The sequence below is a fragment of the Hymenobacter siberiensis genome, assembly GCF_018967865.2.
Taxonomy (GTDB): Bacteria; Bacteroidota; Bacteroidia; order Cytophagales; family Hymenobacteraceae; genus Hymenobacter; species Hymenobacter siberiensis.
This window is the reverse complement of sequence record NZ_JAHLZY020000001.1, coordinates 2,689,298-2,715,808: the sequence shown is the minus strand read 5'-3', so window position 1 is coordinate 2,715,808 and position 26,511 is coordinate 2,689,298. Positions and strand designations below refer to the sequence as shown.

Below are 26,511 nucleotides of genomic sequence, written 5' to 3'. Positions count from 1 at the left end.
AATCCTCCTACGCATCCAGGGGGCTGGGGGGTACAGCCTGACCTGAAAAGCCCGCCCCGATAATTCCCGTTAGTGGTTAATGGGGCACTCTATCAACAAGAACCGCGTACCGGCCGCGGCTTCGATGCTTACGCTGTCCGTTTCCCAGATACCGAGGCTGTCGCGAGTGCCCACAAGCTGCCCGGCCACCGTCACGGAGCCGCTGATGACGAACAGAAACAGCAGCTTATTCAGCGGCTTGAAGGCGTAGTCCATCGTTTGGGCTTCGGTGTAGTAGCCCAGCGAGAGCCTGGCGTTCTGGTTTATCCAGCAGTGGACCTGGCCTTCCTCGTTGCTCACGATGGTGGTGAGCTGGTTTTCGCGCTTTGCTTCCGGGAACTGGCGGCGCTGGTAGCGCGGGCCAATGTTTTGGAGCTTGGGCTCAATCCAGATTTGCAGGAAATTTACGTCGTCGTCGCCCACGTTGTGCTCCTCGTGGCGCAGGCCGCTGCCGGCGCTCATAATCTGCACCCAGTCCTGGTGCACCACTTCGGTATAGCCGAGGGTGTCCTTGTGGTTCATGCTGCCGGCCAGCATCACCGAGATAATTTCCATGTTGGCATGGCCGTGAATGCCGAAGCCGCCGCCGGGCTGCACCACGTCGTCGTTGAAGGTGCGGAGCAGGCCGAAGCCGCTGCGCTCCGGGTCGGGGTAGGGGCCGAAGCTGAGCGAGAGGTGGCTTTTCAGCCAGCCAATGTCTTTGAGGCCGCGCTCGGCGGCGCGGGTGAGGCGGGTTTTCATACGGTAGCGGGGAGTTCGTTGTGGAATACAAACTCGACCAGGGGCTTGCGGTTTCGGGCGGCTTTCTCGCGGCTCAGGAAAGGCTCTTCCAGCAGTTCGGCTTCGCCGAGGTAGCCCAGAGCCAGCACCGCCACCGGGGCCACATTGTCGGGCAGGTTGAAATTCTGGCGCAGCTTCTCGCGGTCGAAACCGCCCATTACGTGGCCGTGCAAGCTCATGGCGGTGGCTTCGAGAAACAGCGTGGCGTTGGCCGCGCCCAGGTCGTGCAGGGCCGCGCCGTTGGGCTGGCCGTTGTCAAACTGCGTTTTGGCCAGGGCAATAATGAGCACCGGGGCATTTTTGGCCCAGGGCTGGTTGCCGGGCATCAGCGTATCCAGGATTTTCTGGAATGCCGTCGTGTCGGCCTTATGAGCATATATGTATTGCCATGGCTGCGCGTTCATGGCGCTAAAGGCCCAGGAAGCGGCCTCGAAAACCTGATTCAGGGTGTCCTGCGCAATGGGCTGGGCCGAGTAGGAGCGCGGGCTCCAGCGGCTGCGGATAAGGTCGTGAACGGGGTAGGTCGTGGGGGCGTGGTTCATGTTGTTGACTGCGGATGCGCGAAAAGAACGAAAGGAAAAAGCACGTCATGCAGAGCGCAGCATCTTGCCCGCCACCACTAATCCTGTTGATTGAGTTACTTGCTGCGGGCAAGATGCTTCGCTGTGCTCTGCATGACGTTCAAACAGGCTCGTTCAAAAAGCCTTAAAACTCCATCGGCACCTCCATCAGCAACAGCTCCGCCTTGCTGTCGGCGCTGATTTCCAGCTTATCGGTTTCCCAGATGCCGAAGCCGTCGCGGCGGTGCAGGGCCTGGCCGTTGATGGTCACGTCGCCCTCCAGCACGAAGGCGTAGACGCCGTTGCCGGCTTTTTTCACGGCGTAGTCGGTGGTAAAGCCCTGGTCGAGATTGCCGAGGTAGAACCAGGCGTCTTGCTGAATGTGCACACTACTGCCATCCGCGGTGGGCGACACCACTTCCAAAAGCTGGTTGTGACGGGCCTCCGGGGTGAAGGTCTGCTGGCCGTAGTTGGGCTTGATGCCGCGCTGATTGGGGAACACCCAGATTTGCAGAAACTTCACTTCCTGCTTGCTGTTGTGGTTTTTCTCGGAGTGGGCCACGCCGGTGCCGGCGGTCATCACCTGCACGTCGTTTTCACGAATCACGGTTTTGTTGCCCATCGAATCCTGGTGCTCCAGGTCGCCGGAAAGCGGGATGGAGATAATCTCCATGTTGTCGTGCGGGTGTTTGCTGAAGCCCATGCCGCCGGCCACGGTGTCGTCGTTCAGCACGCGCAATGCGCCGAAGTGCACGCGCTCGGGGTTGTTATAGCCGGCAAAGCTGAAGGTGTGGAAGGAGTTGAGCCAGCCATGGTTGGCGTGGCCGCGGGTGTTGGCAAGATGCAGAACGGTGCGGGCCATGATAGGGGGCGTGATTAGATGCGTTGATTTGAACAATGTATATACATTTAATGTCTATACATTGTTCTGGTAAAAAAGTTTTCCTGCTTTCTCAGCAGGGGAGGGAAGCGGTGCCGAATTGCCAGCCGGTACCTTTACCCGCCATCATCCTTTTGCCTGCCCCGCATGATTCGTACGGTCATTTTCGACATGGACGGCGTCATTATCGACACCGAGCCCCTGCACCACCACGCTTTCCTGGCCGAATTTGCCGAGCTGGGCATCCCCGTTTCGGCTGCCGAATACGCCACGTTTCTGGGCAAGTCAACGCGCAACGTATTCCAGCTACTCAAGCAGCGCTATAACCTTCCGCAAGATGTAGAAGCCATGGTGATGCGCAAGCGCGAGCTGTTCAACCAGGCGTTCGACGAAGACACCACGCTCGACCTGCTACCCGGCGTGCGCGCCCTCATCGAAGACCTGCGCCGCTACGGCCTGCAATTGGTCGTAGCGTCCTCCGCCTCCAAAGCCACCATTTCCCGGGTATTCGACCGCTTCGAGCTGGATGCCTACTTTATGCACCGCCTCAGCGGCGAAGATTTTGCCGAATCAAAGCCCAATCCGGCCATCTTCCTACGCGCCGCCGAGCTGGCCGAAACGCCCGTCGCGGAGTGCATCGTTATTGAAGACGCCGCCAACGGCGTGACGGCCGCCAAAGCCGCCGGCATCTACTGCATTGCCTACGCCAGCCCGCACTCCGTCGGACAGGACCTGCATCAGGCCGACCGCATCATCCGGCAGTTCGACGAGCTTAGCGCCACCGCCATTGAAGCCATCGAGCCGGGCTAGGCGCTACTCAAACCGCTTCAACTCCTGGCAGGCAAACGTCCATTCGGGCGTATCAAATTCGGCCTCATTCGGCCCGGGTACCGCGAACCATGCCCCGAGGGCGGGTGCGTCCACGTTACGCAGCAGGTGAATGCTCTGGGCCGGCATGTAGCTCTGGGCCAGCAGCACGTATTGCTGATGCGAAACCATATTTTCGGCCACCTCCACCTCCACCACCAGCACGGCATGGCCGGGCGCGCCGCCGTGAATGAGCACATCGCCGGGCTGCACCTGCGCCAGCGGTACCGTCCGCAGTTCCCGGCTCAGCGACAGCGTGCCCGCGTAGCCAAACGTGGGCGCTAGGTAGCGGGCCAGCGCCGCGTGGGTGGGCGCTTCGGCGGGCCGGGTGGCGGGCAATACCTCCTCGTTGGCCACCCGAAACGTGCGCCCGGCCACGAAATCCGAAAACCAAAAATCGTACCCCGTGGTGAGGTGAAAATGCAGCTTATTGGGGTCGTGGCTAAAGACGTACTCGGCCCGCAGGCGAATCACGGCATCGGCGCACTGCTGCAAATCCTGGGGCGGCACGTCGATATCGACCACGGCGGCCACCACGTCCTGCCGGTCTTTCAGTTGGCCGTTGTAGAGGCGGGCTTTGGTACCGGCGGGTTTCAGCGGCAGCCAGCGCAGCCACTCGCCCCAACTGCCAGCCGCCACGGGCACGCGCCGGCAGCCGGCGGGAGCGGGGAAGCGGGCGCCCAGTGCCTGCTGTGTCTGTGGCTGCCAGGCATAAACCAGCGCCCTTGGCCGCTGCGGAGTCACCTCACGGCCTGGATAATCGAAGCTGCAAAGGGCGGCAGCGCTCAGCCACAGGAAGGAGGGAAGGACGCGCATCGGTTCAATGAAAAAGAAAAAAGCCCGCACTACGCGGGCTTTTTTACTCGAAACTGCTAACGTCAGGCATTACGAATTATTTCATCTTGGCCACCGGCTTTTTCGCGGCTGCTGTTTTGGTGGCCGGCTTCTTCATGGCGGCCGCTTTGGTCGTGGCTTTCTTGGCGGCCGGCTTTTTAGCAGCAGTAGCTTTAGCAGCCTTTTTGGTCGGTGCGTCGGTGTTCTTTTCTTCCTTGGCGGGCGCAGCTTTCTTGCCGAAGCGGCCACCCTTGGCGGGTTTGTCAGGGGTGGCGTCGGCCAGCTCCACGCAGCGCTCCAGGGTTAGCTCCGTGGGCTCCTCGCCCTTGGGAATCTTCACGTTCTTCTTGCCCGCCACGATGTAGGGGCCGAAACGGCCGTTCAGCACCTGAATGTCGGGATTTTCGGCGAAGCTCTTGATGAGGCGCTCGGCATCGGTTTTGCGCTTCAGCTCAATCAGGGTCACCGCTTCTTCGGCCGTTATGGTGTGCGGGTCCTGCTCCTTGGTGAGGGAGAAAAACTTGCTGTCGTGCCGGATGTAGGGACCGAAGCGGCCCAGCGCGGCTGTCATGGCCTTCTCCTCAAACTCGCCCACCACGCGCGGCAGCTTAAACAGCTCCAGCGCATCTTCTAAGGTGATGCTCTCGATGAACTGCCCCTTGCGCAGGTTGGCGTAGGCAGGTTTGGTTTCGCCTTCGGTATCGCCCAGGGCCACGTAGGGGCCGTATTTGCCCAGTCGGGCCGAGATGCGCTCGCCGGTTTCGGGGTGCACGCCCAGTTCGCGGGTGGCGCCCACGGTGCTGCGGTCAATGTCCTGCCCGGCCTCGATGGTCGCGTGGAACTTGCCGTAGAAGCCGGTCAGCATCTTCGTCCAGTCCTCGTGGCCGTTGGCAATCTGGTCGAACTCGTCCTCCACCTTGGCCGTGAACTGAAAGTCGACAATCGTGGGGAAGTGGGCCACCAGAAAGTCGTTCACCACCATCGCCGTATCCGTCGGAAATAGCTTGGTTTTCTCCGCGCCGTAGTTCTCGGTTTTTACTTCGGTAGTCACCGCGCTGCCGTCCAGCGTCAGCACGTGGAACTTGCGCTCCTTGCCTTCGCGGGTGTCTTTTTCCACGTAGCCGCGCTTCTGCACCGTGCTGATGGTGGGAGCATAAGTAGAAGGCCGGCCGATGCCCATTTCCTCCAGCTTCTTCACCAAAGAGGCTTCGGTGTAGCGCGCCGGCGGCGACGAAAACCGCTCCGTGGCGCTGAAGCGCTGCAGGGGCAAATCCTGCCCCACACTCAGCGGTGGCAGGCCGCGCGAGAAGCTCGATTCGGCATCTTTGGCGTCGTCCTCGTCCTCGTCGTCCTTGCTCTCGGCATACACTTTCAGGAAGCCCTCAAACGTAATCACCTCGCCCGTCGCCGACAGCGTGACGCCCGGCTGGGTGCTGATGCCAATCATGGCCGTGGTGCGCTCAATCACCGCCTCCGACATCTGCGAAGCCATGGCCCGCTTGCGAATCAGGTCATACAGGCGCTGCTCCGACGAGTCGGAACCTGCCTTCACCAAAGCGAAATCGGTGGGCCGGATGGCTTCGTGCGCCTCCTGGGCTGAAGCTGACTTGGTTTTGAACGTCCGGGTGTGGTGGTACTCGGCCCCATAAGCAGCCGTGATGGCCGTCTGCGCGCCCGCCATGGCCTCGCCCGACAGGTTCACCGAGTCCGTCCGCATGTAGCTGATTTTGCCCGCTTCGTATAGCTTTTGGGCCACGCTCATCGTCTGGGCTACCGAAAAGCTCAGCTTGCGCGAGGCCTCCTGCTGCAGCGTAGACGTGGTAAATGGCGCGGCCGGGCTGCGCTTGCCGGGCTTCTTATCAAGGCTCTCAATCTGATACGACGCACCCACGCAACGCTCCAGGAAAGCCTCGGCTTCGGCCTGTACCTTATAACGGGTCGGTAATTCAGCCTCCAGCACCGCACCGCGGCCGGCATCAAAACGGGCCACTACGCGGTAGGCGCTGGCGCTCAGGTGGCTGGCCACTTCGCGCTCACGCTCTACTACCAGGCGCACGGCCACGCTCTGCACGCGACCGGCGCTCAGGCCGGGCTTCACCTTTTTCCAGAGCACGGGGCTCAGCTCGAAGCCCACCAGGCGGTCGAGCACGCGGCGGGCCTGCTGGGCGTTCACCAAATCCTGGTTCACGGTGCGCGGGTCGGCAATGGCGGCCAGGATGGCGTTTTTGGTGATTTCGCGGAATACGATGCGGCGCGTTTTAGCTTCGGGCAGGTTCAGCGTTTCGGCCAGGTGCCATGAGATGGCTTCACCCTCGCGGTCATCGTCACTCGCCAGCCAGACGGTTTCGGCTTCCTTCGAAAGTTTTTTCAGCTGCGCGATGAGCTCCCGTTTGTCGGGCGAAACAACATAAGTAGGTTTGAAACCATTGGCAATGTCGATGGCATTATTGTCCTTCGGCAAGTCGCGGACGTGGCCGTAGCTGGAACGCACCACGAAATCCTGGCCGAGGTAGCCTTCAATGGTTTTCGCCTTGGCCGGCGACTCGACGATAACTAAATTCTTGACCATGTGGGCGGGTAAAGGGGTGCGGCAGTAGGAATGGAGAAACTGTAATGATGAAACGACCAGCTGCGCCGAAAAGTTAAAATTGGCCGCAAAGATGCCGCTTAATTCTTAGCAGTAGCATCCGGGAGCAATAATCCGGCCGGAGACACGCCCCGGGAACGAGTCGGCGGGCCAACGGGTTCAGCGCCGTAGCCGGTGGCGTTACCTTTGCTTATTCGCGGCTAACCCCCGTACTTCGCCCTCCCGATTAGCTTTCCCCTTCCCGACTCGATACTCGTACTATATATGGCTTCCCCCCAGAATCCGCGACCCAAGGCCCGGCGTGTTTCCGCAACTATTACGGATGCCACCGACAGCACTACGCCGGACGCCGGCGCGGTTTCGTCGCTCGATGTGGTGCGTACCAACAACGACCTGACCCGCAAACGGGGCGGCTCGCGCGGTTCCGTCGATACCCAGGACCCGGGCTACGTCAACGACCAGCTCAACCGGGTGCTCTACGCCCTCGATGCCTTTAAGAAGGGCGATGTTTCGGTGCGGCTTACCAAGCAAAACGACGATATTTTTGCCGAAATCGCGGAAGCCTATAATTCGATGGTGGACATGATTGCCGGGGTAGGCGGCGAGGTGTCGCGCATCTCGAAAGTGGCTGGGGTAGAGGGCAACCTCAAGGCGCGGGCCTCGGCCGACGGGGCCGCCGGCTTCTGGCGCGATATGATTAACAACATCAACGGCCTGGTGGACAGCATCGCCGTGCCAGTGTTGGAAGTGGGCAAAGTACTGAAGAACATCAGTCGCGGTAATCTGGACGAAAGCTTTCAGATTCCGGTGTCGGGCGACTTCAAGCTGATGGCCGAAACCATCAACAAAACGATTGACAACCTCAATATCTTCGCCGGTGAAGTAACCCGCGTTGCGCAGGAAGTGGGCACCGAGGGCAAGCTCGGTGGCCAGGCCTCAGTACCTAACGTGGGCGGCATCTGGAAAGACCTGACCGACAACGTGAACAACATGGCCTCGAACCTCACCGTGCAGGTGCGGGACATTGCCAACGTGGCCACGGCCGTAGCCAAAGGCGACTTGTCGCAGAAAATCACCGTTGATGTAAAGGGCGAATTCCTGCAGTTGAAGCAGAACCTGAACCAGATGGTGGACTCGCTGAACCTGTTTGCCGGCGAAGTAACCCGCGTGGCCCTCGAAGTGGGCACCGAGGGCAAGCTGGGCGGCCAGGCCAGCGTGCCCAACGTGGCCGGCGTGTGGAAGGAGCTGACGGACAACGTAAACAACATGGCCAGCAACCTGACCAGTCAGGTGCGGGACATTGCCAACGTAGCCACGGCCGTAGCCAAAGGCGACCTGAGCCAGAAAGTAACCGTCGATGTGAAAGGCGAGCTGCTCCAGCTGAAGCAGAACCTGAACCAGATGGTGGACTCGCTGAACCTGTTTGCCGGCGAAGTAACCCGCGTGGCCCAGGAAGTGGGCACCGAAGGCCGCCTCGGCGGCCAGGCCTCGGTACCGAGCGTGGCCGGCGTATGGAAAGACCTGACGGACAACGTGAACTACATGGCCTCCAACCTGACCAGTCAGGTGCGGGACATTGCCAACGTGGCGACGGCCGTAGCCAAAGGCGACCTGACCCAGACGGTAACCGTCGATGTAAAGGGCGAATTCCTGCAGCTGAAGCAGAACCTGAACCAGATGGTGGCGTCCCTCAACCTGTTTGCCGGTGAGGTAACCCGCGTGGCGCAGGAAGTAGGCACCGAAGGGAAACTAGGTGGCCAAGCTAGTGTGCCGAACGTGGCCGGTGTGTGGAAAGCCCTCACCGACAACGTAAACGATATGGCAGCGGCCCTGACCTCGCAGGTGCGGGATATTGCCAACGTAGCCACGGCCGTAGCTCGCGGCGACCTCAGCCAGAAGATGACGGTGAACGTGAAGGGCGAAATCCTGGAGCTGAAGAACATCCTCAACCAGATGGTGGACTCGCTCAATATCTTCGGCGACGAAGTAACCCGGGTGGCCCGCGAAGTAGGTACCGAAGGCAAGCTCGGCGGCCAGGCCGTGGTGCCCCGCGTAGGCGGCACCTGGAAAGAGCTGACCGACAACGTGAACACGATGGCCAGCAACTTGACCAGTCAGGTACGGGACATTGCCAACGTGGCCACCGCCGTATCGAAAGGTGACCTTTCGCAGAAAATTACCGTCGATGTAAAAGGCGAGCTGCTGGATTTGAAGGACAACCTGAACCAGATGGTGGACTCGCTCAACATCTTCGCCGGCGAGGTAACCCGCGTGGCCCGCGAAGTGGGCACCGAGGGTATCCTCGGCGGTCAGGCCAACGTGCCCAAGGTATCAGGAACGTGGAAGGACTTGACGGACAACGTGAATACGATGGCCAGCAACCTGACCTCGCAGATGCGGGACATTGCCAACGTGGCCACCGCCGTAGCCAAAGGCGACCTCAGTCAGAAAATCACGGTGAATGTGCGCGGTGAGCTCCTCCAGCTGAAGGAAAACCTCAACGAGATGGTGGACTCGCTGAACATCTTCGGCGACGAGGTAACCCGCGTGGCCCGCGAAGTAGGTACCGAAGGCAAGCTCGGCGGCCAGGCCAAAGTGCCCAACGTGCGCGGCACCTGGAAAGACCTGACTGACAACGTGAACACGATGGCCAGTAACCTGACCTCGCAGGTACGGGACATTGCTAACGTGGCTACCGCCGTATCGCGCGGCGACCTTAGCCAGAAAGTATCCGTCGATGTAAAAGGCGAGTTGCTGGACCTGAAGGACAACCTCAACCAGATGGTTGATTCGCTGAACATCTTCGCCGGTGAGGTAACCCGCGTGGCGCAGGAAGTGGGCACCGAGGGCAAGCTCGGCGGGCAGGCCAGCGTACCAAATGTGGCCGGCGTGTGGAAGGAATTGACCGACAACGTAAACTACATGGCCTCCAACCTCACCACCCAGGTGCGGGGCATTGTGAAAGTAGTAACGGCCGTATCGAAAGGTGACCTGACCCAGAAGCTGACGCTGCAAGCCAAAGGCGAAGTGGCCGACCTGGCCGACACCATCAACAGCATGGTGGACGACCTTAACCGTCTCGCCGTCGAAGTGAGCCGCGTGGCCAAAGTGGCAGGGGTGGAAGGCAAGCTGACCGAGCGCGCCACGGTAGGCGGCGTATCGGGCAGCTGGAAAGAGCTGGTGGACACGCTCAACGCCCTGCTCGAATCCATCGCCTCGCCGGTGCTGGAAGTGGCCCGCGTGGTGCGCGCCATCTCGGAAGGCGACCTGACCCAGCGCGTAGACGTGCCCACCACGGGCGACATTCTGGCCATGGCCGATGCCCTGAACCTGGCCGTCGAAAACCTGAACGAGCTGCTCGGCGAAATCAATGACTCGTCGCAGATTGTGGGCACTTCTTCGGAAGAAATGGCCGGTAAAGGCCAGGAAATGAGTCGCGTAACCGTCGATGTGGCCTTGGCCATGCAGCAGATGGCCGAAGGCGCTCAGAACCAGGCCTTGAAAACCGACCAGGCTTTCAAGCTGATTGAAGAAATCATGCAGGCCACCAAGGAGACGGCCAACAAGGCCGATGTCGTGAACAAATCGGCAATCCTGGGTGAGCAGACCTCGCAGCTTGGCCTGAAAACGGTGGCCGAAGTGGTGAAAAACATGGAAGAAATATCCAGCGCTGCTTCGCAAACCTCGCGCACCATTGAAGTACTGAGCACCCGCTCAGGCGAAATCAGCAAGTCGCTGGGCGTAATCACTGACATCGCCTCGCAGACCAATCTGCTGGCGCTAAACGCCGCTATCGAAGCTGCCCGCGCCGGCGAAGCCGGCCGTGGCTTCGCCGTAGTAGCCGAGGAAATCCGGAAGCTGGCCGAAAGCTCCCGCCGCTCGGCCAACGAAATTGCCACACTGGTTGACGACGTTAAGAAGGATACGACCACGGCAGCCACGGCCATTTCGACCATGGAAAATCGGGTATTGAAAGGCAAGAACGCCACGTTCGAAGCCAGCTCGGCCTTTAAGAACATTGCTACCAGCAGCGGCGAAACGCTCCGCACCTCGCGCGACATTCTCACGGCTACCGAAGTTCAGAAAGCTTCGATTAGTGACGTGGTGAAGTACGTGGAGGAAGTGGTGGCCATTGCCGAGCAAACGGCCACCGGCACCCAACAGGTAGCCGGGACTGCCAAGCAGCTCTCGACGGCCATGCAGGAGCTGACCACCAGCTCGCAGCGCCTCACCGACATTGCCGACGACCTCCAGGCTGGCCTCGAAACCTTCCGCCTCAGCTCCTACGAGCCGGAGCCCGAGCCGGAACCCGTGCGCCGGGGAGCCCGCGACATCTACCGTGCCCGCGAATCATATGCCCCTGCGCCGCAACCGCAGCATGGCATGGCTGCCCGCCGTTCCCAGAGCCGGGGCGCGGCTGCGCCGGTTGCTGAACCCAGTCGGCAGTCCATCCCCACTCGTCGGGTCCGGCCCGAAGCCGCCGCACCTCTGGCGCCTGCGGCTCCCATCCGCCGGGAGCGCCCGATTCGTGCACGAGCAGTTCCCCAGGTGGAGGAAGCCCGCCCCGCGCCAGCCGCTACCGGCAAGGAGACGAAAAATGGCAAAGCTGTAAAAACTGCTCAAACCAGTAAGACGGCAGCCAAATCAAAAGCTAAATAACTCTCAATCTATTCGTTTAGCCCTTTTTCGACTAACCCTGCATGGCTGAGACTGAAGTACCCACGCCCATTACCAAGCCCGGACGCGCCAAGCCCGCCGAACTGGTGCAGCTTATCGTGTTTCGCCTCGGCGATGAGGACTACGGCATTCGCATTGAGCAGGTGAAGGAAGTAACCGTGACGCCCGATGTGGCCCGCATGCCCAAAACCCCGCCTTTCATCAAGGGCATTGCCAACCTGCGCGGCGATATTATTGCCATTCTGGACCTGGAAGAGCGGTTTCGGCTGCGGCCGGCCGGCCGGCCCATTCCCGAGCGCAGCTACACCATTGCCGTGGAAGCGGCCGACTATGTGCTCGGCCTGATGGTGCGCGAAGTGCCGCGCCCCTTCACCATGCCCCTGAGCCAGATTGAACCTGCGCCGGAGTTCGTGCAGGATTCCAGCACCCGCGACAAGTACCTCGAAGGCATCGCCAAACTCCCGGAGGGCGGCGTTATCATCGTATTAGACATGCGCAAGCTGCTGACTCCAAGCGAAGTGATGCGCCTGCCGGGCAAAACGGCATCTTCATAGCGCCGACCCCGTACAAGGGTGGCCCGCAACTAGGCCCGGCTACCCGTTAAATCTAACATTCCCCAATTCCATGAATAAGCGCATCCTCATCGTCGACGACTCATTTTACATGCGCACGATGCTCAAAAATATGCTCACCGATGCCGGCTACGAAGTAGTGGGCGAGGCTGCAAACGGTGCCCAGGCGGTGGAAATGGCCGCTTCAACTTCCCCCGACCTCATTACCCTCGACGTGATTCTGCCCGATAACACCGGACTGGACGTGCTGAAAAGCCTCCGCCAGATTCAGCCCTCCGCCAAAGTAGTGATGTGCAGCGCGGTAGGCCAGGAGGTTATCGTTACGGAAGCCATTGAAAATGGGGCTTTGGCTTATATCGTGAAGCCGTTCTCGGAAGAGAAAGTACTGGAAATCGTGGGTGCGGCGCTGCAAAACGACGCCTCAGAACAGGCTGCGTAAGGTGCTGCGACAACGTTTCGTTGCCCTGCCATATTCCTTCGGAAACGATGGGACGTGCCTGAGTGCGCCGGAATGTTGGTTTATCTACTTAATTTCTAAGGCCCAATGAAAACGCGCGACCAGGAATACCGGGAGCTTTTCATGGCCGAAGCGCTGGAGTATTACGACTCCATGAGCCGCCATTTGAGCGAGCTTGAGCGCAACCCCAATGCTGGCCCGGCCCTTAATGAGCTGTTCCGGCTCATGCACAACCTCAAAGCCAATGCCCGCGCCATGGGCTTTACCGATTTGGGCGAAGTGGCGCACCACCTCGAAACCCTGTTTGGGCTGATTCGGGACCAGGAGCGCACATTCAGCGGGGCGCTCATCAAGGTGGTTTTTGCCGGGGTTGATGCCTTGGGCAACATGATTCGGGCAGTGGGAGCCGACCAGGCCCTGCCCGATGCCACCGCCTTGCTGGACAACCTTGACCGCTTGGTGCGGGGCGAGGAGCCGATTCTGGAAGAAGCCGAAGCGGCGGAGTCGGAGGAAGAGTCAGGCAAGAAAATGGAGCTTTCGGACCTGGTGTATATTCAGGTCAAAAAGCTTGACAATCTGTTGAATCTGGTAGGGGAGTTGGTTATTGACCGCGACCGGATTATGACGCTGGCACAGGAAATCGGTAATCCTGCGCTTCTGGCCACTGCCCAGCACCTGTTCCGCATTTCCGACGACTTGCAGTATAGTGTGATGGATGCCCGCCTGGTGGGCGTGGGGGTGCTGCTGAATAAGTTTCCCCGGGTTGTGCGCGATGTAGCCAGCACCGAAGACAAAGAAGTGGAGCTAATCCTCAGCGGTCAGGATGTGCAGATTGACCGCAACATCCTGCAAATCATCACCGACGCGCTGTTGCACCTGGTGCGCAACGCCGTCAGCCACGGCCTCGAAACCACTGCCCAGCGGGCAGCGGCTGGCAAGCCTACCGTTGGCCACCTCACCCTTTCAGCCCTGACCGAGCGCGACGACGTGCTCATTCAGGTGCGCGACGATGGCCGGGGCATCGATACCGAAGCCGTGCGCCGCAAGGCCATTGAGCGTGGCCTGACCACGGCCGCCGCCGCCCTGGACGAGCAAGGGGTGTGGGCGCTTCTGTTCGAGCCCGGTTTCTCCATGGCCAGCAAGGTTACCGATATTTCGGGCCGCGGCGTGGGCCTCGATGTGGTGAAGATGGCCCTTGACTCGTTGGGTGGCCAGCTGCGGGTGGAATCGCAGTTGGGCCAGGGTACTACGTTCACCTTGGTGTTGCCCACGTCCATTGCCGTAAAGGGCGCACTGCTGGTAGAAGTAGAGGAACGCCCCTATGCCATCCCGCTGATGCACACCGATACCGTATTGGCCTTGCAACCCGAGCAGATTTCGGTGGTAGGCGGCATGCTTGTAACGCATGTGCAGGGCCAGGCCGTGCCGCTGGTGCCATTGCAAATGCTGCTGCACGACGAGGGCGATGAACTGCTGCCCTTCGCCGATAAAGCTGATATGACTGGTGCTCAGCAGGTTCTGGTTGTGAATTATAATAACCGCCGTCTGGGCTTGTTGGTTGACCGGTTCATCCGGCAGCAAAACATTGTCATCAAGCCCCTAAGTAAACCCCTGGATACCATTGACCTGTTTGGTGGCGTAACCCTGCTCGGCAGCGGGCAAGTGTGCCTGGTGCTGGATGTGCCCGCCCTGACGCGCCTGTTTCTGACCAAACGTCCTTAATTTTCCTTTCTTTCATCCCAGTCCTCGCAGCTGCACTTTCCCCTATCTTCGACGTTATGGATTTATCGATGACTGATTTAGAGCGTGATATAATCCGCGAGATTCTAAATATCGGCTTGGCCCGCGCCGCCGATTCATTCGCCGTTATCGCCCAGGAGCGGGTGTTACTCGAGGTGCCCAATATCGACCTGTTGATGAGCGACGATATTCTGCACCGCGTGCGCGATTATCAGACACGGCACGTGCCCATTCAGTCCGATATCCGGGGTGATTTCAACGGTACGACGCTCATGTTTTTCTCGGGCCAGCACGTTCAGCGCCTCTCACGGGTATGCCTGCGCATGCAAACGTCCGAAACCCTGGAGCTAAATGAGCTGCAGGAGTCGCTGCTGCTTGAAATCAGCAATATCATTACCGGGGCACTGGTCACGCAGTTGGCCAATATTTTGAAAGCCAATATCTACGGTGCCCCACCGGTAGCCCCCAAAGGTGACATAGCTGAAAACCTGCAGAGCCTGCTGCCAGACCAGCAGCTACAGCCCCTCATCTTCTCGGTTATCACGCAGTTCTCGGACCGCGACAATACGGTGGAATTGCCGCTGATGCTGTTTTTTGACCGGGTGACGTTCGGTAAAATTCTAGAAATAATCCGTAGCTACGACTTTCTGGGCAGCCAGATGTCGGCCTGATACCTGTTTTAGGAATGCCTGACCGCGTTCCGGCCCGTCATGCCGCGCCGGCCGTTGCAATTCTCCCGCAGGCCCGTTCGCTGAACTTGGGCCACTGCTTCCGGGAGTTGCAGCGGCCGGTGCGGCATGACGTTCTTTTTCGCCTTCAACTTTACTATTTACCTACGCAGCACCTCCAATGTCTAACGCGGACGCCTTAGCCCAAAAAATAGCTTCTTTCGACCCCAACGCGCCCGGCGATGTAGATAGCGGCCTGTTCGGCCTGCCTTTCACGCCCGAGGAGGCACAGGTAGTGGTAGTGCCCGTGCCGTGGGAGGTAACGGTGAGCTACCGCGCCGGTACGGCCGCCGGCCCGGCCGCCATCCGCGAAGCTTCATTGCAAGTGGACCTGTACGATTCTGACGTGCCCAATGCCTGGAAGCTCGGCCTGGCCATGGAGGAGGAGGACGAAACCATTGCCGAAGCCAGCCGCAAGCTGCGCCCTCTTGCCGCCGATTACATCGGCTGGTTGGAAGAAGGCCAGCCCGAAGCCGACCGCAAAAAGCACGAAAGCGTGCCCGCCCAGGCCACGGCCGGCGGCGACAAGATGATACAGTGGCTGAAGGCCAAAACGGGTGCCCTGCTCGATGCCGGCAAAGGCGTGGTGGTGCTGGGTGGCGACCACAGCACGCCTTTGGGCTACCTGCATGCACTGGCCGAGCGCCACCAGGAATTTGCTATTCTGCAGTTTGACGCCCATTGCGACCTGCGGCCTGCCTACGAGGGCTTTAAGTATTCGCATGCCAGCATTATGCACAACGCACTGCAGCTGCCGCAGGTGAAGAAGCTGGTACAGGTGGGCATCCGGGATTTCTGCCAGCAGGAGGCCGAATTCATCGACCAGTCCAATGGCAGGGTGGCCCTGTTCAGCCAGCGGTTCCTGAGCGACGAGAAGTTTGCCAAGAAGTCGTGGAAGAAGGTATGCGGCAAAATCATCGCACAGCTGCCCAAAAAGGTCTACATCAGCTTCGATATCGACGGCCTCGACCCCAAGCTGTGCCCCGGTACCGGTACGCCCGTACCCGGCGGCCTGGAGTTTGAGGAAGCCACGTATTTGCTGCGGTCCATCGTGCGGGCGGGCATCCAAATCATCGGCTGCGACCTGAACGAAGTAGCGCCCGGCGACACCGAGTGGAACGCCATTGTGGGTGCGCGCCTGCTCTACCAGCTTTGCAACTGGATGGCCGTATCGCAGGGACGGCTGCCGGCCAAAGGCATGCACGCCGAGTAACCTTCTTTCACTTTTACCCTTGTTGCCATGTTAGGATTCATTCTCAAATTCATTCTTACCGCTGTGCTGGTGTATGGCCTCAGCATGGTGCTGCCGGGCGTGGTGCTGGGTGGCATGGGCAGCGCGGCCATTCTGGTTATCGTGCTGGGCATTCTGAATGCCATTGTGAAACCCATTCTGCAAATTCTGGGCTTTCCCATTACGGTGCTCACGCTGGGCCTTTTCCTGTTGGTTATCAACGTCATCATCGTAAAGCTGGCCGATTTCCTGATGAGTAGCTTCGATGTCCACGGCTTGCTGAATGCGCTCTTATTCAGCCTGGCCTTGTCGGTGGTAAATGCCGTGGTGGACTTGGTAATGGATTAAATCCGACTTTGGCCTTGAGCTGAAAAGCCCCGCTGCGGTACCATAACTGGTGCTGCGGCGGGGCTTTTCGGGTTTTTCAGACCTCGGCTTGTGCAACGCTGCGGCGCCAGCGCCGCACGGCCCACCAGCCAGTCCCGCCCAGCAGCAGGAAGGGCCAGATGGCTACAATACCAATCAGCAGACTGGTAATCAGCGTCCAGCCAGTATAGAATGACTCCACCAGGCGACTGGCGAATGATACGACCGGGGCCTCGGGTACGGGCTGGGGCAGGGGCTGGTAGCAGGTGAGCGAGATGATGGAATAAGCTACTTCATCGTTGAGCGTTTTGAGGTGGCTTTCGGTGCTCTCAATTTCTTCGCGCACCTCGCCGATTTTGCCTTCCACTTCTAGTACTTCGCTGATTTTGCGGGCGCGGGCCAGCAGGTCGATGTAGCGCTTTTCGACGGCGCGCTTGGTGGCGAGGCGGGCGGCTACGTCGGCGTGCTGGGCCGTCACATCGTCGGTAGTTAGCTTTTTTTCTTCCACGGTGCCCAAACCACCCAACGCGGCCATCAGCGGCTGGAAGCGGGCCGGGGCCACCCGAATGGTTATCGCCTGCCGCCATTCGCCCTCGGCCCGCACCTCGGTAGCAGCGCTGAGGTACCCCCCGTTGCGGTGCACAAGGCTGTCGAGGCGGGCGCTGGCACGCGGCAGGTTGGCCACCTTCAGGCGTAAATCGGCGTGGTAAATGAGCAGGCGAGAGGGGGGCAACGATTGATTCGGTATAGGGCCGGGGGCCCGGAATAACGTCGGCAGTAGCCGCTTCATCATCAGCGTCTGGGCTCTCCTGTAGGGGAGCTGGCGCACTCATCAGGTACTGTGGCGAGCGCGGAGCTACGTCGGCAACGGCTTCTGCATCATTCTTGGTGTGGCTACAGCCGCATAGCAGGGCTACCAGCCCCAGGGCAATGCCAAGGGAGTATTTCATGATTCATTCAATGATAAAGTGAAACCAGAAACAGTAGCTGCGCAGCTGCTTTTATGCCAGCGCACAAGCAGAAGTAACCCATATAGCTGGCAACAAAAAATGCCCGGCAGGAAGGCCGGGCATTTTTTGCATCAAGCAGCGCTTGCGTTACAGGCGGCGAATATCAGCCCCCAGCGCTTGCAGGCGCGTATCGATATTCTGATAGCCGCGGTCAATCTGCTCCACGTTTTCGATGGTACTTTTGCCCTCGGCCGACAGCGCGGCGATGAGCAGGGCCACGCCGGCCCGGATGTCGGGCGAGGTCATGGTGATGCCGCGCAGGCGCGTGCGCTGGTCGAGGCCGATAACGGTGGCGCGGTGCGGGTCGCAAAGAATAACCTGCGCGCCCATGTCGATGAGCTTATCGACGAAGAACAGGCGCGACTCAAACATCTTCTGGTGAATGAGGACCGTGCCCTTGGCCTGACAGGCCACTACGAGCACAATGCTGAGCAAATCGGGGGTGAAGCCCGGCCAGGTGTGGTCGCTCACTGTCAGAATGGAGCCGTCGAGGTAGGTGGCGATTTCGTAGTGCGGCTGGGCCGGAATGAAAATATCATCGCCTCGGAATTCAAGCTGAATGCCCAGCTTGCGGAAAGTATCGGGGATGAGGCCCAGCTCGGGAATCTGGCAGTCCTTAATGGTGATTTCGGAGCCCGTCATGGCCGCGAGGCCGATAAAGGAGCCAATTTCAATCATGTCCGGCAGCATGCGGTGCTCGGTGCCGACCAGCTTATCCACGCCCACGATGGTGAGCAGGTTGGAGCCAATGCCTTGGATGTTAGCGCCCATGCGCACCAGCATCCGGCACAGCTGCTGCAAGTAAGGCTCGCAGGCGGCGTTGTAGATGGTGGTAGTACCTTCGGCCAGCACGGCGGCCATGAGAATGTTGGCCGTGCCGGTTACCGATGCTTCGTCTAGCAGCATGTGGGCGCCCGTCAACTTGCCATCGACCTTGATGCGGTAGAAATCGGTGCCTTCCAGCGTGAGCTTGCCGCCCAGCTTTTCGAGGCCCAGGAAGTGGGTGTCCATTGGCCGGCGACCAATTTTATCGCCGCCTGGCTTGGGTAGCTGGCAGCGCCCGTAGCGCCCCAGCATGGGCCCGAGAATCATCACCGAGCCGCGCAGCGCGCCGGCCTGGGCCACAAACTCGGGCGTGTCCATGTAGTCGAGGTTGATATTCTCGGCTTGGAAAACGTAGGTGTCCGTTGCCAGCTTGCCCACTTTCACGCCCATATCGCGCAGCAGCTCGATGAGCTTGTTGACGTCGCGGATATCGGGGATGTTGCTGATGGTAATGGGTTCCGGCGTCAGCAATACCGCGCAGAGAATCTGGAGGGCTTCGTTTTTAGCGCCCTGGGGCGTGATTTCGCCGCGCAGGGATTTGCCGCCGCGTACTTCAAATGCAGCCATTTTGTTTGAGCTGTTAGCTAATAGCTGTTAGCTGCTAGCTTTTGGGTAAATAAATTCGACTTGTTTCACTAAAATGCTGACGGCTATATAGCTGTCAGCTAACAGCTAAAGCAATTATTGCGGGGGCTGCTGCGGCTCCTGGCTACGGCCTTTCTTGCGCTTTTTGCCGTTTTTGTTGCCAAAGCCACTGCCCCGGTTGTCGCGGTCGCGGCCTTCGCGGCGGTCGCGGTTCTGGCCTTCGCGCTGCTGGGGCTGCGGCTGGGGCACGATAAACGGCTTCGTCCCGGCTGGTGCCGCCGGCATCTCAAACAGGTTTTCGCTGTCCACCAATGTCGGGTCGAGTGTGAGCTTACCGCCCGAAAGCTCGCCCAAATGCTTCAGAATGGTTACGTCTTTGGCGTTTTCCTTATTGTGCTGGCGGTAGAGGAACTTCATCGTCCGCCCAATCTGGATGGTGGCCTGCTCGCGCTCGTCAGCATCCTCCAGGGTGAGGGCCTTCGCAATCAGGGCTTCGATGGCTGCGCCGTAAACGCGCAGCTTGGGGGCGGTGCGCGGGTAAGGCACACGGCCGGGTTTTTCGGTGCGTACCGTGAGGCTGCGCAGGGCCACGGGGGCTTCCAGGGCCACGTCCTCGCCGGCCATGGCGTGCAGGTGGTTCCAGAGGCGGGTCTGGATTTCGGGCAGGTCGCGCAGGGCCGGCTGCAGGCGCAGCATGAGCTGCACAATGGCGGTGGCGCGCTTGGTGCGCTCGGCCACGTCCTCAATGTCTTTGAGGCCCTGAATGAGCTGGTAAGTGCTGTGCCCGTATTCGCGCACCAGCAGCTGCAGGTGGAAGGGCAGGGAATTAATATCGGTCATAAAAAGCAGGAGGGAGGCCGCCGGGGGCGGGGCTCAGGCCAAAGATACGGCGTGGGGGGTGTCGCGTGGTACATAAAAGAACGTCATGCTGAGCTTGCCGAAGCATCTCTACCGCAGGAGCAATTAAATCGTTGCAACGAAGCGGTAGAGATGCTTCGGCAAGCTCAGCATGACGTGCTGTAAGGGCTGCCAGATTAATGCACCCGCAGCTTGGCAAAGCTCAGCAGCAGCACTTTCTCGCCCACTTCCTCAAACTGGATAGTAGCTTTGGTAGTACCCTGCTGCGTTTCGAGCGCGCTTACCATGCCGAAGCCGAACTTGGCGTGCTCCACGCGCTGGCCGGTTTGCAGCTTAGAAGTGTCGGAGGGCGCGAAGTCGGCCGGAGCTACGTATTTGGTGGCCTGCACCTTGCGCGGTGGCGTAGGAATCAGGTTTGAGCGCCGCTCGAATACGTGCTGGAACGGCGAGCCCTCGGCCGGTCCTGGCCCGGAGGAAAATTTGAAATCGATAAAGCGCGGGTCAATTTCATCCAGAAAGCGGCTTTTCTCGCAGCTACGCAGGTTGCCCCACTGGTAGCGCGAGGTGGCGTAGCTGAGCGTCAGCTTTTTCTCGGCCCGCGTGATGGCCACGTAGAATAAGCGGCGCTCTTCCTCCAAATCGGCCCGCGAGGTAATCATCATCTGGCTCGGAAAGAGGTTTTCCTCCATGCCCACGATGTACACGTTGCGGAATTCCAGGCCCTTGGCCGAGTGAATGGTCATCAGCGTCACGGCTTCGCCTTCCTGCGCGGCATCTTTCAGGTCCGAATCCGTCACCAGCGCAATATCCTGCAGGAAAGCGCCGAGGCTTTTGTCTTCGCGCTCGGGGTCGTCTACGTACTCTTTGATGCCGTTCAGCAGCTCTTGAATGTTCTCGTAACGCGAGAGGCCTTCGATGCTTTTGTCGGCGTAAAGCTCCTCCAGCATGCCGGAGTTTTTGGCGATGAATTTGGCCGCTTCAAAAGCATCCTCTTTCTCGGCAACCACGATGTAGCTCTTGATTTTTTCGGCGAAGCCTACTACGGGGTTGCTCACCCGCGCCGCCATAAACTGGTCGGCGTGGGCCACTACTTCCCATAGCGTATGGTTGGCTTCGTCGGCCGTCGTAATCAGTTTGCTGATGGTGGTATCACCAATTCCGCGCTTTGGGTAATTAATTACCCGGCGAATAGCCTGCTCATCGTTCTGGTTAACGGTAAGCCGTAAATAGGCCACCAAATCCTTGATTTCCTTGCGCTGATAAAACGACAGGCCCCCAACAATTTTGTATTTGATATTTAACTTCCGCAACGATTCTTCCATCGCGCGGCTTTGCGCATTGGTGCGGTAAAGAATAGCAAAATTGTCGTACGACAAATGCCCGTTCATCTTATCCTCGAAGATAGAATTGGCCACTAATTTGCCCTCCTCGTTGTCCGAAGCAGCTTTTAGTACCTCAATCAGCGTGCCTTCCTCATTTTCCGAAAATACATCTTTGCGTAATTGCGCCTGGTTGTTTTTAATGACGGAATTGGCGGCCCACACAATGTTTTTTGTGGAGCGGTAATTCTGCTCCAGCTTAAATACCTGCAATTCGGGATAGTCTTTCTCAAAATTGAGAATGTTGGTGATATCCGCCCCCCGGAAAGCGTAAATGCTCTGCGCATCGTCGCCCACCACGCAGATATTCCGTTCTTTTGCCGCGAGCTTGCGGGTAATTAAATACTGCGAATAGTTGGTGTCCTGATACTCGTCCACCATCACGAACTTGAACATATTCTGGTATTTATTCAGAATGTCGGCGTGGTCGCGAAACAGCACGTTGGTATTAAACAGCAGGTCATCAAAATCCATGGCGCCGGCCTTGAAACAGCGCTGCTGGTACTGCTGGTACAGAATCCCGATTTTGGGCCGCATCGTCGCCTCGTCGTCGGCCTTGATGGCGGCATCGTTCAGGTACTGGTTGTGCGAAATCAGCTTGTTTTTGGCGGCCGAAATGCGGCCCAGCACCAGGCTGGATTTATAGAGCTTGTCGTCGAGCTCCAACTCCTTCACAATCTGGCCAATCAGGGTTTTCGAATCCTGCGAGTCGTAGATGGTGAAGCTGCGCGGATAACCGATTTTATCGGCCTCAGAGCGCAGGATTTTGGCAAAAACCGAGTGAAATGTGCCCATCCATAGGCTACGGGCCGCCGGGCCCACTACCTTTTCTACGCGGGCGCGCATTTCCTTGGCGGCCTTGTTGGTAAAAGTGAGGGCGAGGATGTTGAACGGGTCGACGCCTTTTTCGAGCAGATTGGCGATGCGATAGGTGAGCACCCGGGTTTTGCCCGAGCCAGCCCCGGCGATAATCATGCAAGGGCCTTCGGTTTGCATCACCGCAGCGGCTTGCGACGGATTGAGGAGGGAAAGATAATCTAGTGCCATGTGCGAATAAGCCACTTTTTGAGTGGGTCTACAAAGGTACGGAGGTCCGGGCAGGGGATGGGCATCATTTCGGGCGCGCGCCGCCGGGGTTATCTTTGTGAATGATTATTATCCAGGAAACGGTCATTTCCGATGACATCGCCGACAACTTTTTCGTCTGCAACCTCGACGCCTGCAAAGGAGCCTGCTGCGTGGAGGGCGACCTCGGCGCGCCGCTCGAAGAGCCCGAGCTACGGATTCTGGAGCAGGAATACGCCAACATCAAGCCCTTCCTCACCGAGGCCGGGCAGGCTGCTATCGAAGCCCAGGGCCTGTATATCAAGGACTGGGAGGGCGATTTCAGCACCACTACCATTGAGGACAAGGAGTGCGCCTACGCCCTCTGGGACGAGCGCGGCATCCTGAAATGTGGCATCGAGCAGGCCTATCTGGCCGGCGCAACCACTTTCAAAAAGCCCATCAGCTGCCACCTGTACCCCATTCGCATCACGAAGTACGAAGGCTTCGACGCGCTGAACTACGACCGGTGGAATATCTGCAATCCGGCCTGTGACTTCGGCGGCAAGCTGGGCGTGAAAGTGTACCAGTTTCTCAAGGAGCCGCTCATTCGCAAGTACGGCGAGGGCTGGTACGGGCAGCTGGTGCAGGAAATTGAGAACCCGACGCCGGAGGGGAAGAAATAGGGCTGGGCGGAGCATCCGAAAAAAAGAACGTCAGGCTGAGCGTAGTCGAAGCATCTCTGCCGCGCAACTATTCCTCTTGATTGGATTAGTGTTGCAGTAGAGATGCTTCGGCTACGCTCAGCCTGACGTTCTTTCTTGTTCAGGAGGCTGTTTACGCCTCCGTCACCACGATTTTCTCAATCTCATCATTGGGCGAAATCTGGTCGATAACGTCCAGGCCCTCTACCACTTTGCCGAACACGGTGTGCACGCGGTCGAGGTGGGCGGTGTTGTCGCGCGAGTGCACGATGAAGAATTGCGAGCCGCCCGTGTTTTTGCCGGCGTGGGCCATGCTCAGCGCGCCGCGCTCGTGGTATTGGTGGCCACCGCTGGTTTCGCAGTCGATTTTGTAGCCGGGGCCGCCGGTGCCGGGCTGGCCCTTAGCACCTTCGCGGGTGTTGGGGCAACCGCCCTGAATAACGAAATTCGGGAGGACGCGGTGAAATTTTAGGCCGTCGTAGTAGCCTTTCTCGGCGAGGTCGGTGAAGTTTTTAACGGTGTTCGGAGCATCTTGCTCGTAGAACTCAACTTTCATTACACCCTTTTTGGTGTGGATTGCGGCAGTTTTCATGAATCGCGTTTTTTTAGCGGATTAAACAATTTTGCCGAAAGCAGACACTGCTTTCGGCCGGCGAAGGTAATAATTTGATGGGCTTACGAAACATCCGGGGTAGGCTATTGCTTCGTAAGCTAACAGTCGTAGATTCGTTTACGGCAAGAATTATTTTTTGCCTACCTGTTTTTCTTCTTTCACACCAACCTGTTTCATGAAAAAATCTTTTGCTCCCCTGCTGGTTGCCCTGGCTACCTCCCTCATGCTGGCTAGCTGCGGCAATGACAAGTCCGCCACCACCGAAACCAAAACTGTTAGCACCGTGAATCCAGCTGATTCTATCGCATCGATGGCCGGCGATTCGGCCCGCATGGCCAAGCCCGAGGGCGTGATGGTAGACGGCGTGGCCATGACGGCTGATAAAAACATCGTGGAGAATGCTGCCGGTGCCAAGAGCGTAAGCACGCTGGTTGCCGCTGTGAAGCAGGCTGGCCTGGCTGAAACCCTGAGCGGTACGGGTCCCTTCACCGTGTTTGCCCCCACCAACGCTGCCTTCGACAAACTGCCCAAAGGTGCCGTAGCCGGCCTGATGGACCCCGCCAGCAAAGCCAAGCTGGCTGCTGTGCTCACCTACCACGTCATCCCCGGCCGCCTCGTGGCTGCCGACCTGAAAGACGGTCAGGAGCTGACCACCGTGAACGGCGAAAAGCTGTACGTTACGGTGAAAAACGGACAGGTTATGGTTGGCAATGGCAAAGATGCCCCCGCTACCGTACAAATCGCCGACGTAATTTCGAGCAACGGCGTGACCCACGTAATTGACACTGTCGTGCTGCCTGTTGCCAAGTAATACGACGACGCTTGCGCCTCAATAAAAAGGAGGAGTGATGAACGAGGAATTACCAGCTGGTAATTCCTCGTTCATCACTCCTCCTTTTTATTGAGGCGCAAGCGCTAGTGCCGGTTATCCTCGCCGGCCAGCATGCTCAGGTAGCTGTCATAGCGGGGCAGGGCAATGCGGCCCTGGTCCACGGCTTCGCGCACGGCGCAGCCGGGCTCGTGGGTGTGCTGGCAGTTGTGGTAGCGGCACTGGCCCAGCAGGGCGCGGAACTCGGGGAAGTAGCCGGCCAGCTCGGCGGGCGGCAAATCCACGAGGCCCAGCTCCTTTATGCCGGGCGTGTCGATGATAAAGGTGCCGGGGCGCACTTCCAGCATTTCGGCGAAAGTAGTAGTGTGCACGCCTTTATCGGAGAATTCGCTGATTTCGGCGGTTTTCAGGTCGAGGTCGGGCACCAGGGCATTGATGAGCGTGCTTTTGCCCACGCCGGAGTGGCCGGCCAGCAAGCTCACTTTGCCATCGAGCAGGTGGTCGATTTCGGGCACGCCCTCGCCCGTAGTGGCGGCGCAGGTGCGGCTGGGATAGCCCAGGCTGGCATACATGCCCGCAATCTGGGCCTGGTACTCGAAGCCGTCCTCGTCGTACAAATCGGTTTTGTTGAAGAGCAGCGTGACGGGAATGTGGTAGGCCTCGGCCGTCACCAGAAACCGGTCGATAAATCCGAACGAAGTAGCTGGCGACACCAGCGTAACTACCAGTAGCGCCTGGTCGAGGTTGGCCGCTACGATGTGAACGTGGCCGGTTTTGTGCACCGAGCGGCGCACGATATAGTTGCGGCGCGGGGCGATGTGCGAGATAACGCCCGCGCCCTCGGTCTGGGCCTCAATGCTGAAATCGACCAGGTCGCCCACGGCCAGCGGGTTGCTGGCTTTCAGGCCCTTAATCTTGAACTTGCCGCGTAGGCGGCAGCGGTAGAGCTGCCCGGTGCCAAGGCCGCGCACAATGTACCACGAGCCCGTGGACTTCACCACGATGCCGTGCAGCAGGCCGGTGGGGCCATCGGGGAGGTAGGTATCGGTGGTGGTTGTCGTTGTCATGCGGGGGTGAGAGTGCGCAGGGCCGCCATGATGGTGCGCGTGGCCCCGGCCTGGTCGTGCACGTAATCGAGAATGGTATCCTGGAGGCGCAGGCGGGCCTCGTCGGTGTTCCAGAGGTAAGTGAAGGCGGCTTCCAGCTCGGCGCCACTTTGCACGGGGAACGCGCCTTTCATGGCCACCAGCTCCACGGCCTCCTGAAACTTGCCGTATGTAGGCCCAAAAAACAGCGGTAGGCCGAACGCGGCCGCCTCCAGCGTGTTGTGCAGGCCCTTACCGAACGCGCCGCCCACGTAGGCATATTCGCCAAACCGATAGAGCTGGCTGAGCAAGCCCACGTTATCAAACAGCAGCACCCGGGCCTGGGCTACGGTAGCCGCATCGGCCAGCGAGTAGCGCTGCACCGGCCCCGGTAGCGTGGTTTCAACTAGGCGCAGGTTGGTTTCCGTCACTTCGTGCGGGGCGATGAGCACGCGCAGCTCCGGACCGTAGCGTGCCAGCAGCGGGCGCAGTACGGGCAGGTCTTCGGCCCAGCTGCTGCCCACTACCAGCACGGGTGCACCGTCGGCCACAAAGGCATCAACCAGCGGCAGCGAGCGGGCCGGGGCCAGCGCAGTGGCCACTACGGTATCGAAACGGGTATCGCCGGCCACGCTCACCTGTTTAATCCCTGCGCCACGCAGCAGCTGGGCCGATGCTTCGTTCTGCGTGAAAATATGCGTGAAGCGTCCGAGAATTTTTCGAAAAAAGCCGCCCCAGGGCTTGAAAAACACCTGCTCGGACCGGAAAATAGCCGACACCACGATGGCCGGAATGTGGCGCTGAAACGCCTCATCCAGGAAATGATACCAGAACTCGTACTTCACAAACACCACTAGGCGGGGCTGCACCGCATCCAGAAAAGCCCGGGCATTGGCGCGGGTATCCAGGGGGAGGTAGAAAATGTAGTCGGCGCCCGGCCAGCTTTTGCGGATTTCGTAGCCCGAGGGCGAGAAAAACGTGAGCACCACCTTGGTGCCGGGGTGCGCCTGCCGGTAGGCTTCTATCAGCGGGCGGCCCTGCTCAAACTCGCCCAGCGAGGCGCAGTGAAACCACACGCGGGGCGCGGCATCGGCCCCAATGGTTTGGCGAATGTGGGCCAGCAGCCCGCGCCGGCCCGCCACCCAGGCGGCGGCCTTGGGCACAAACGGCGCTAACAGCCGGAGCAACAGGCCATACAGGCCAAGGGCGGTATCGTAGAGGAAAAGCAAGGCCCAAAATTACGCACTACGCGCCCAGTCGA

Annotated in this window: 22 protein-coding genes; 10 read left to right on the top strand and 12 right to left on the bottom strand. The window is 59.4% G+C overall.

The features are described from left to right. Positions 1 to 69: 69 nt before the first annotated feature. The 3 genes from KQ659_RS12120 to KQ659_RS12110 form a co-directional block, all read right to left on the bottom strand. Complete coding sequence (locus KQ659_RS12120) at positions 70 to 780, bottom strand: pirin family protein (protein ID WP_216688561.1); 711 nt, start codon at positions 778 to 780, stop codon at positions 70 to 72. After that, on the bottom strand, positions 777 to 1,361 hold the full coding sequence (locus KQ659_RS12115) for a nitroreductase family protein (protein WP_216688562.1): 585 nt from the start codon (positions 1,359 to 1,361) through the stop codon (positions 777 to 779). The genes KQ659_RS12120 and KQ659_RS12115 overlap by 4 nt, the downstream gene beginning before the upstream one ends. Positions 1,362 to 1,524: 163 nt before the next feature. Beyond that, on the bottom strand, positions 1,525 to 2,241 hold the full coding sequence (locus KQ659_RS12110; protein ID WP_216688563.1) for a pirin family protein: 717 nt from the start codon (positions 2,239 to 2,241) through the stop codon (positions 1,525 to 1,527). 165 nt (positions 2,242 to 2,406) lie between these two features. On the opposite strand from KQ659_RS12110, the gene KQ659_RS12105 reads away from it, so the two are divergent. Further along, the gene (locus KQ659_RS12105) at positions 2,407 to 3,069 is read left to right on the top strand and encodes an HAD family hydrolase (RefSeq protein ID WP_226929956.1); all 663 of its coding nucleotides are present in this window, start codon (positions 2,407 to 2,409) and stop codon (positions 3,067 to 3,069) included. 3 nt (positions 3,070 to 3,072) lie between these two features. Here KQ659_RS12105 and KQ659_RS12100 read toward each other — a convergent pair whose 3' ends face one another. Together KQ659_RS12100 and topA are read right to left on the bottom strand one after the other, a co-directional pair. Next, positions 3,073 to 3,942 carry a DUF4846 domain-containing protein gene (locus KQ659_RS12100; RefSeq protein ID WP_216688564.1) on the bottom strand — a complete coding sequence of 290 codons (870 nt, stop codon included), beginning with the start codon at positions 3,940 to 3,942 and terminating at the stop codon, positions 3,073 to 3,075. Between the two features lie 76 nt (positions 3,943 to 4,018). Continuing rightward, positions 4,019 to 6,529: a type I DNA topoisomerase gene (gene topA / locus KQ659_RS12095; protein ID WP_216688565.1), complete on the bottom strand. Its 2,511-nt coding sequence runs from the start codon at positions 6,527 to 6,529 to the stop codon at positions 4,019 to 4,021. Between the two features lie 282 nt (positions 6,530 to 6,811). Here topA and KQ659_RS12090 point away from each other — a divergent pair, with 282 nt between their 5' ends. The 7 genes from KQ659_RS12090 (at position 6,812) to KQ659_RS12060 (ending at position 16,300) form a co-directional block, all read left to right on the top strand. Next, positions 6,812 to 11,206 carry a methyl-accepting chemotaxis protein gene (locus tag KQ659_RS12090; protein WP_226929954.1) on the top strand — a complete coding sequence of 1,465 codons (4,395 nt, stop codon included), beginning with the start codon at positions 6,812 to 6,814 and terminating at the stop codon, positions 11,204 to 11,206. A 41-nt stretch (positions 11,207 to 11,247) separates the two neighbouring features. After that, positions 11,248 to 11,778 carry a chemotaxis protein CheW gene (locus KQ659_RS12085; protein WP_216688566.1) on the top strand — a complete coding sequence of 177 codons (531 nt, stop codon included), beginning with the start codon at positions 11,248 to 11,250 and terminating at the stop codon, positions 11,776 to 11,778. Positions 11,779 to 11,848: 70 nt separating this feature from the next. Further along, positions 11,849 to 12,235: a response regulator gene (locus KQ659_RS12080; RefSeq protein WP_168674249.1), complete on the top strand. Its 387-nt coding sequence runs from the start codon at positions 11,849 to 11,851 to the stop codon at positions 12,233 to 12,235. 105 nt (positions 12,236 to 12,340) lie between these two features. After that, on the top strand, positions 12,341 to 13,975 hold the full coding sequence (locus KQ659_RS12075; RefSeq protein ID WP_216688567.1) for a chemotaxis protein CheA: 1,635 nt from the start codon (positions 12,341 to 12,343) through the stop codon (positions 13,973 to 13,975). A gap of 56 nt (positions 13,976 to 14,031) precedes the next feature. Beyond that, positions 14,032 to 14,664 (top strand): chemotaxis protein CheC, encoded by a 633-nt coding sequence (locus tag KQ659_RS12070; protein WP_226915543.1) that lies wholly within the window; start codon positions 14,032 to 14,034, stop codon positions 14,662 to 14,664. A 178-nt stretch (positions 14,665 to 14,842) separates the two neighbouring features. Beyond that, positions 14,843 to 15,934, top strand: a complete 1,092-nt coding sequence (locus KQ659_RS12065) for an agmatinase family protein (RefSeq protein WP_216688568.1) — start codon at positions 14,843 to 14,845, stop codon at positions 15,932 to 15,934. A gap of 27 nt (positions 15,935 to 15,961) precedes the next feature. Further along, positions 15,962 to 16,300 carry a phage holin family protein gene (locus tag KQ659_RS12060; RefSeq protein WP_216688569.1) on the top strand — a complete coding sequence of 113 codons (339 nt, stop codon included), beginning with the start codon at positions 15,962 to 15,964 and terminating at the stop codon, positions 16,298 to 16,300. Between the two features lie 76 nt (positions 16,301 to 16,376). Here KQ659_RS12060 and KQ659_RS12055 read toward each other — a convergent pair whose 3' ends face one another. The 4 genes from KQ659_RS12055 to KQ659_RS12040 form a co-directional block, all read right to left on the bottom strand. Continuing rightward, positions 16,377 to 17,051 carry a DUF4349 domain-containing protein gene (locus KQ659_RS12055; protein WP_216688570.1) on the bottom strand — a complete coding sequence of 225 codons (675 nt, stop codon included), beginning with the start codon at positions 17,049 to 17,051 and terminating at the stop codon, positions 16,377 to 16,379. Positions 17,052 to 17,415: 364 nt separating this feature from the next. Next, positions 17,416 to 18,720, bottom strand: a complete 1,305-nt coding sequence (gene murA / locus KQ659_RS12050) for a UDP-N-acetylglucosamine 1-carboxyvinyltransferase (protein ID WP_216688571.1) — start codon at positions 18,718 to 18,720, stop codon at positions 17,416 to 17,418. A 114-nt stretch (positions 18,721 to 18,834) separates the two neighbouring features. Next, complete coding sequence (locus KQ659_RS12045) at positions 18,835 to 19,578, bottom strand: DUF4290 domain-containing protein (RefSeq protein ID WP_216688572.1); 744 nt, start codon at positions 19,576 to 19,578, stop codon at positions 18,835 to 18,837. Between the two features lie 194 nt (positions 19,579 to 19,772). Beyond that, positions 19,773 to 22,022, bottom strand: a complete 2,250-nt coding sequence (locus tag KQ659_RS12040) for an ATP-dependent helicase (RefSeq protein WP_216688573.1) — start codon at positions 22,020 to 22,022, stop codon at positions 19,773 to 19,775. 101 nt (positions 22,023 to 22,123) lie between these two features. Here KQ659_RS12040 and KQ659_RS12035 point away from each other — a divergent pair, with 101 nt between their 5' ends. After that, a complete protein-coding gene (locus KQ659_RS12035) occupies positions 22,124 to 22,705 on the top strand; it encodes a DUF3109 family protein (RefSeq protein ID WP_216688574.1) in 582 nt (193 codons plus the stop codon). 151 nt (positions 22,706 to 22,856) lie between these two features. On the opposite strand, the gene KQ659_RS12030 is transcribed toward KQ659_RS12035, so the two are convergent. Continuing rightward, positions 22,857 to 23,315, bottom strand: coding sequence for a peptidylprolyl isomerase (locus tag KQ659_RS12030; protein WP_216688575.1), 459 nt, complete (start codon positions 23,313 to 23,315; stop codon positions 22,857 to 22,859). Between the two features lie 196 nt (positions 23,316 to 23,511). Between KQ659_RS12030 and KQ659_RS12025 the strand changes: the two genes are divergently transcribed. Further along, positions 23,512 to 24,147: a fasciclin domain-containing protein gene (locus KQ659_RS12025; protein ID WP_216688576.1), complete on the top strand. Its 636-nt coding sequence runs from the start codon at positions 23,512 to 23,514 to the stop codon at positions 24,145 to 24,147. Between the two features lie 104 nt (positions 24,148 to 24,251). Here KQ659_RS12025 and rsgA read toward each other — a convergent pair whose 3' ends face one another. Beyond that, a complete protein-coding gene (rsgA, locus tag KQ659_RS12020; RefSeq protein ID WP_216688577.1) occupies positions 24,252 to 25,232 on the bottom strand; it encodes a ribosome small subunit-dependent GTPase A in 981 nt (326 codons plus the stop codon). After that, the gene (locus KQ659_RS12015; RefSeq protein WP_216688578.1) at positions 25,229 to 26,479 is read right to left on the bottom strand and encodes a 3-deoxy-D-manno-octulosonic acid transferase; all 1,251 of its coding nucleotides are present in this window, start codon (positions 26,477 to 26,479) and stop codon (positions 25,229 to 25,231) included. Before KQ659_RS12015 ends, rsgA begins: the two co-directional genes overlap by 4 nt. Positions 26,480 to 26,511 lie beyond the last annotated feature (32 nt).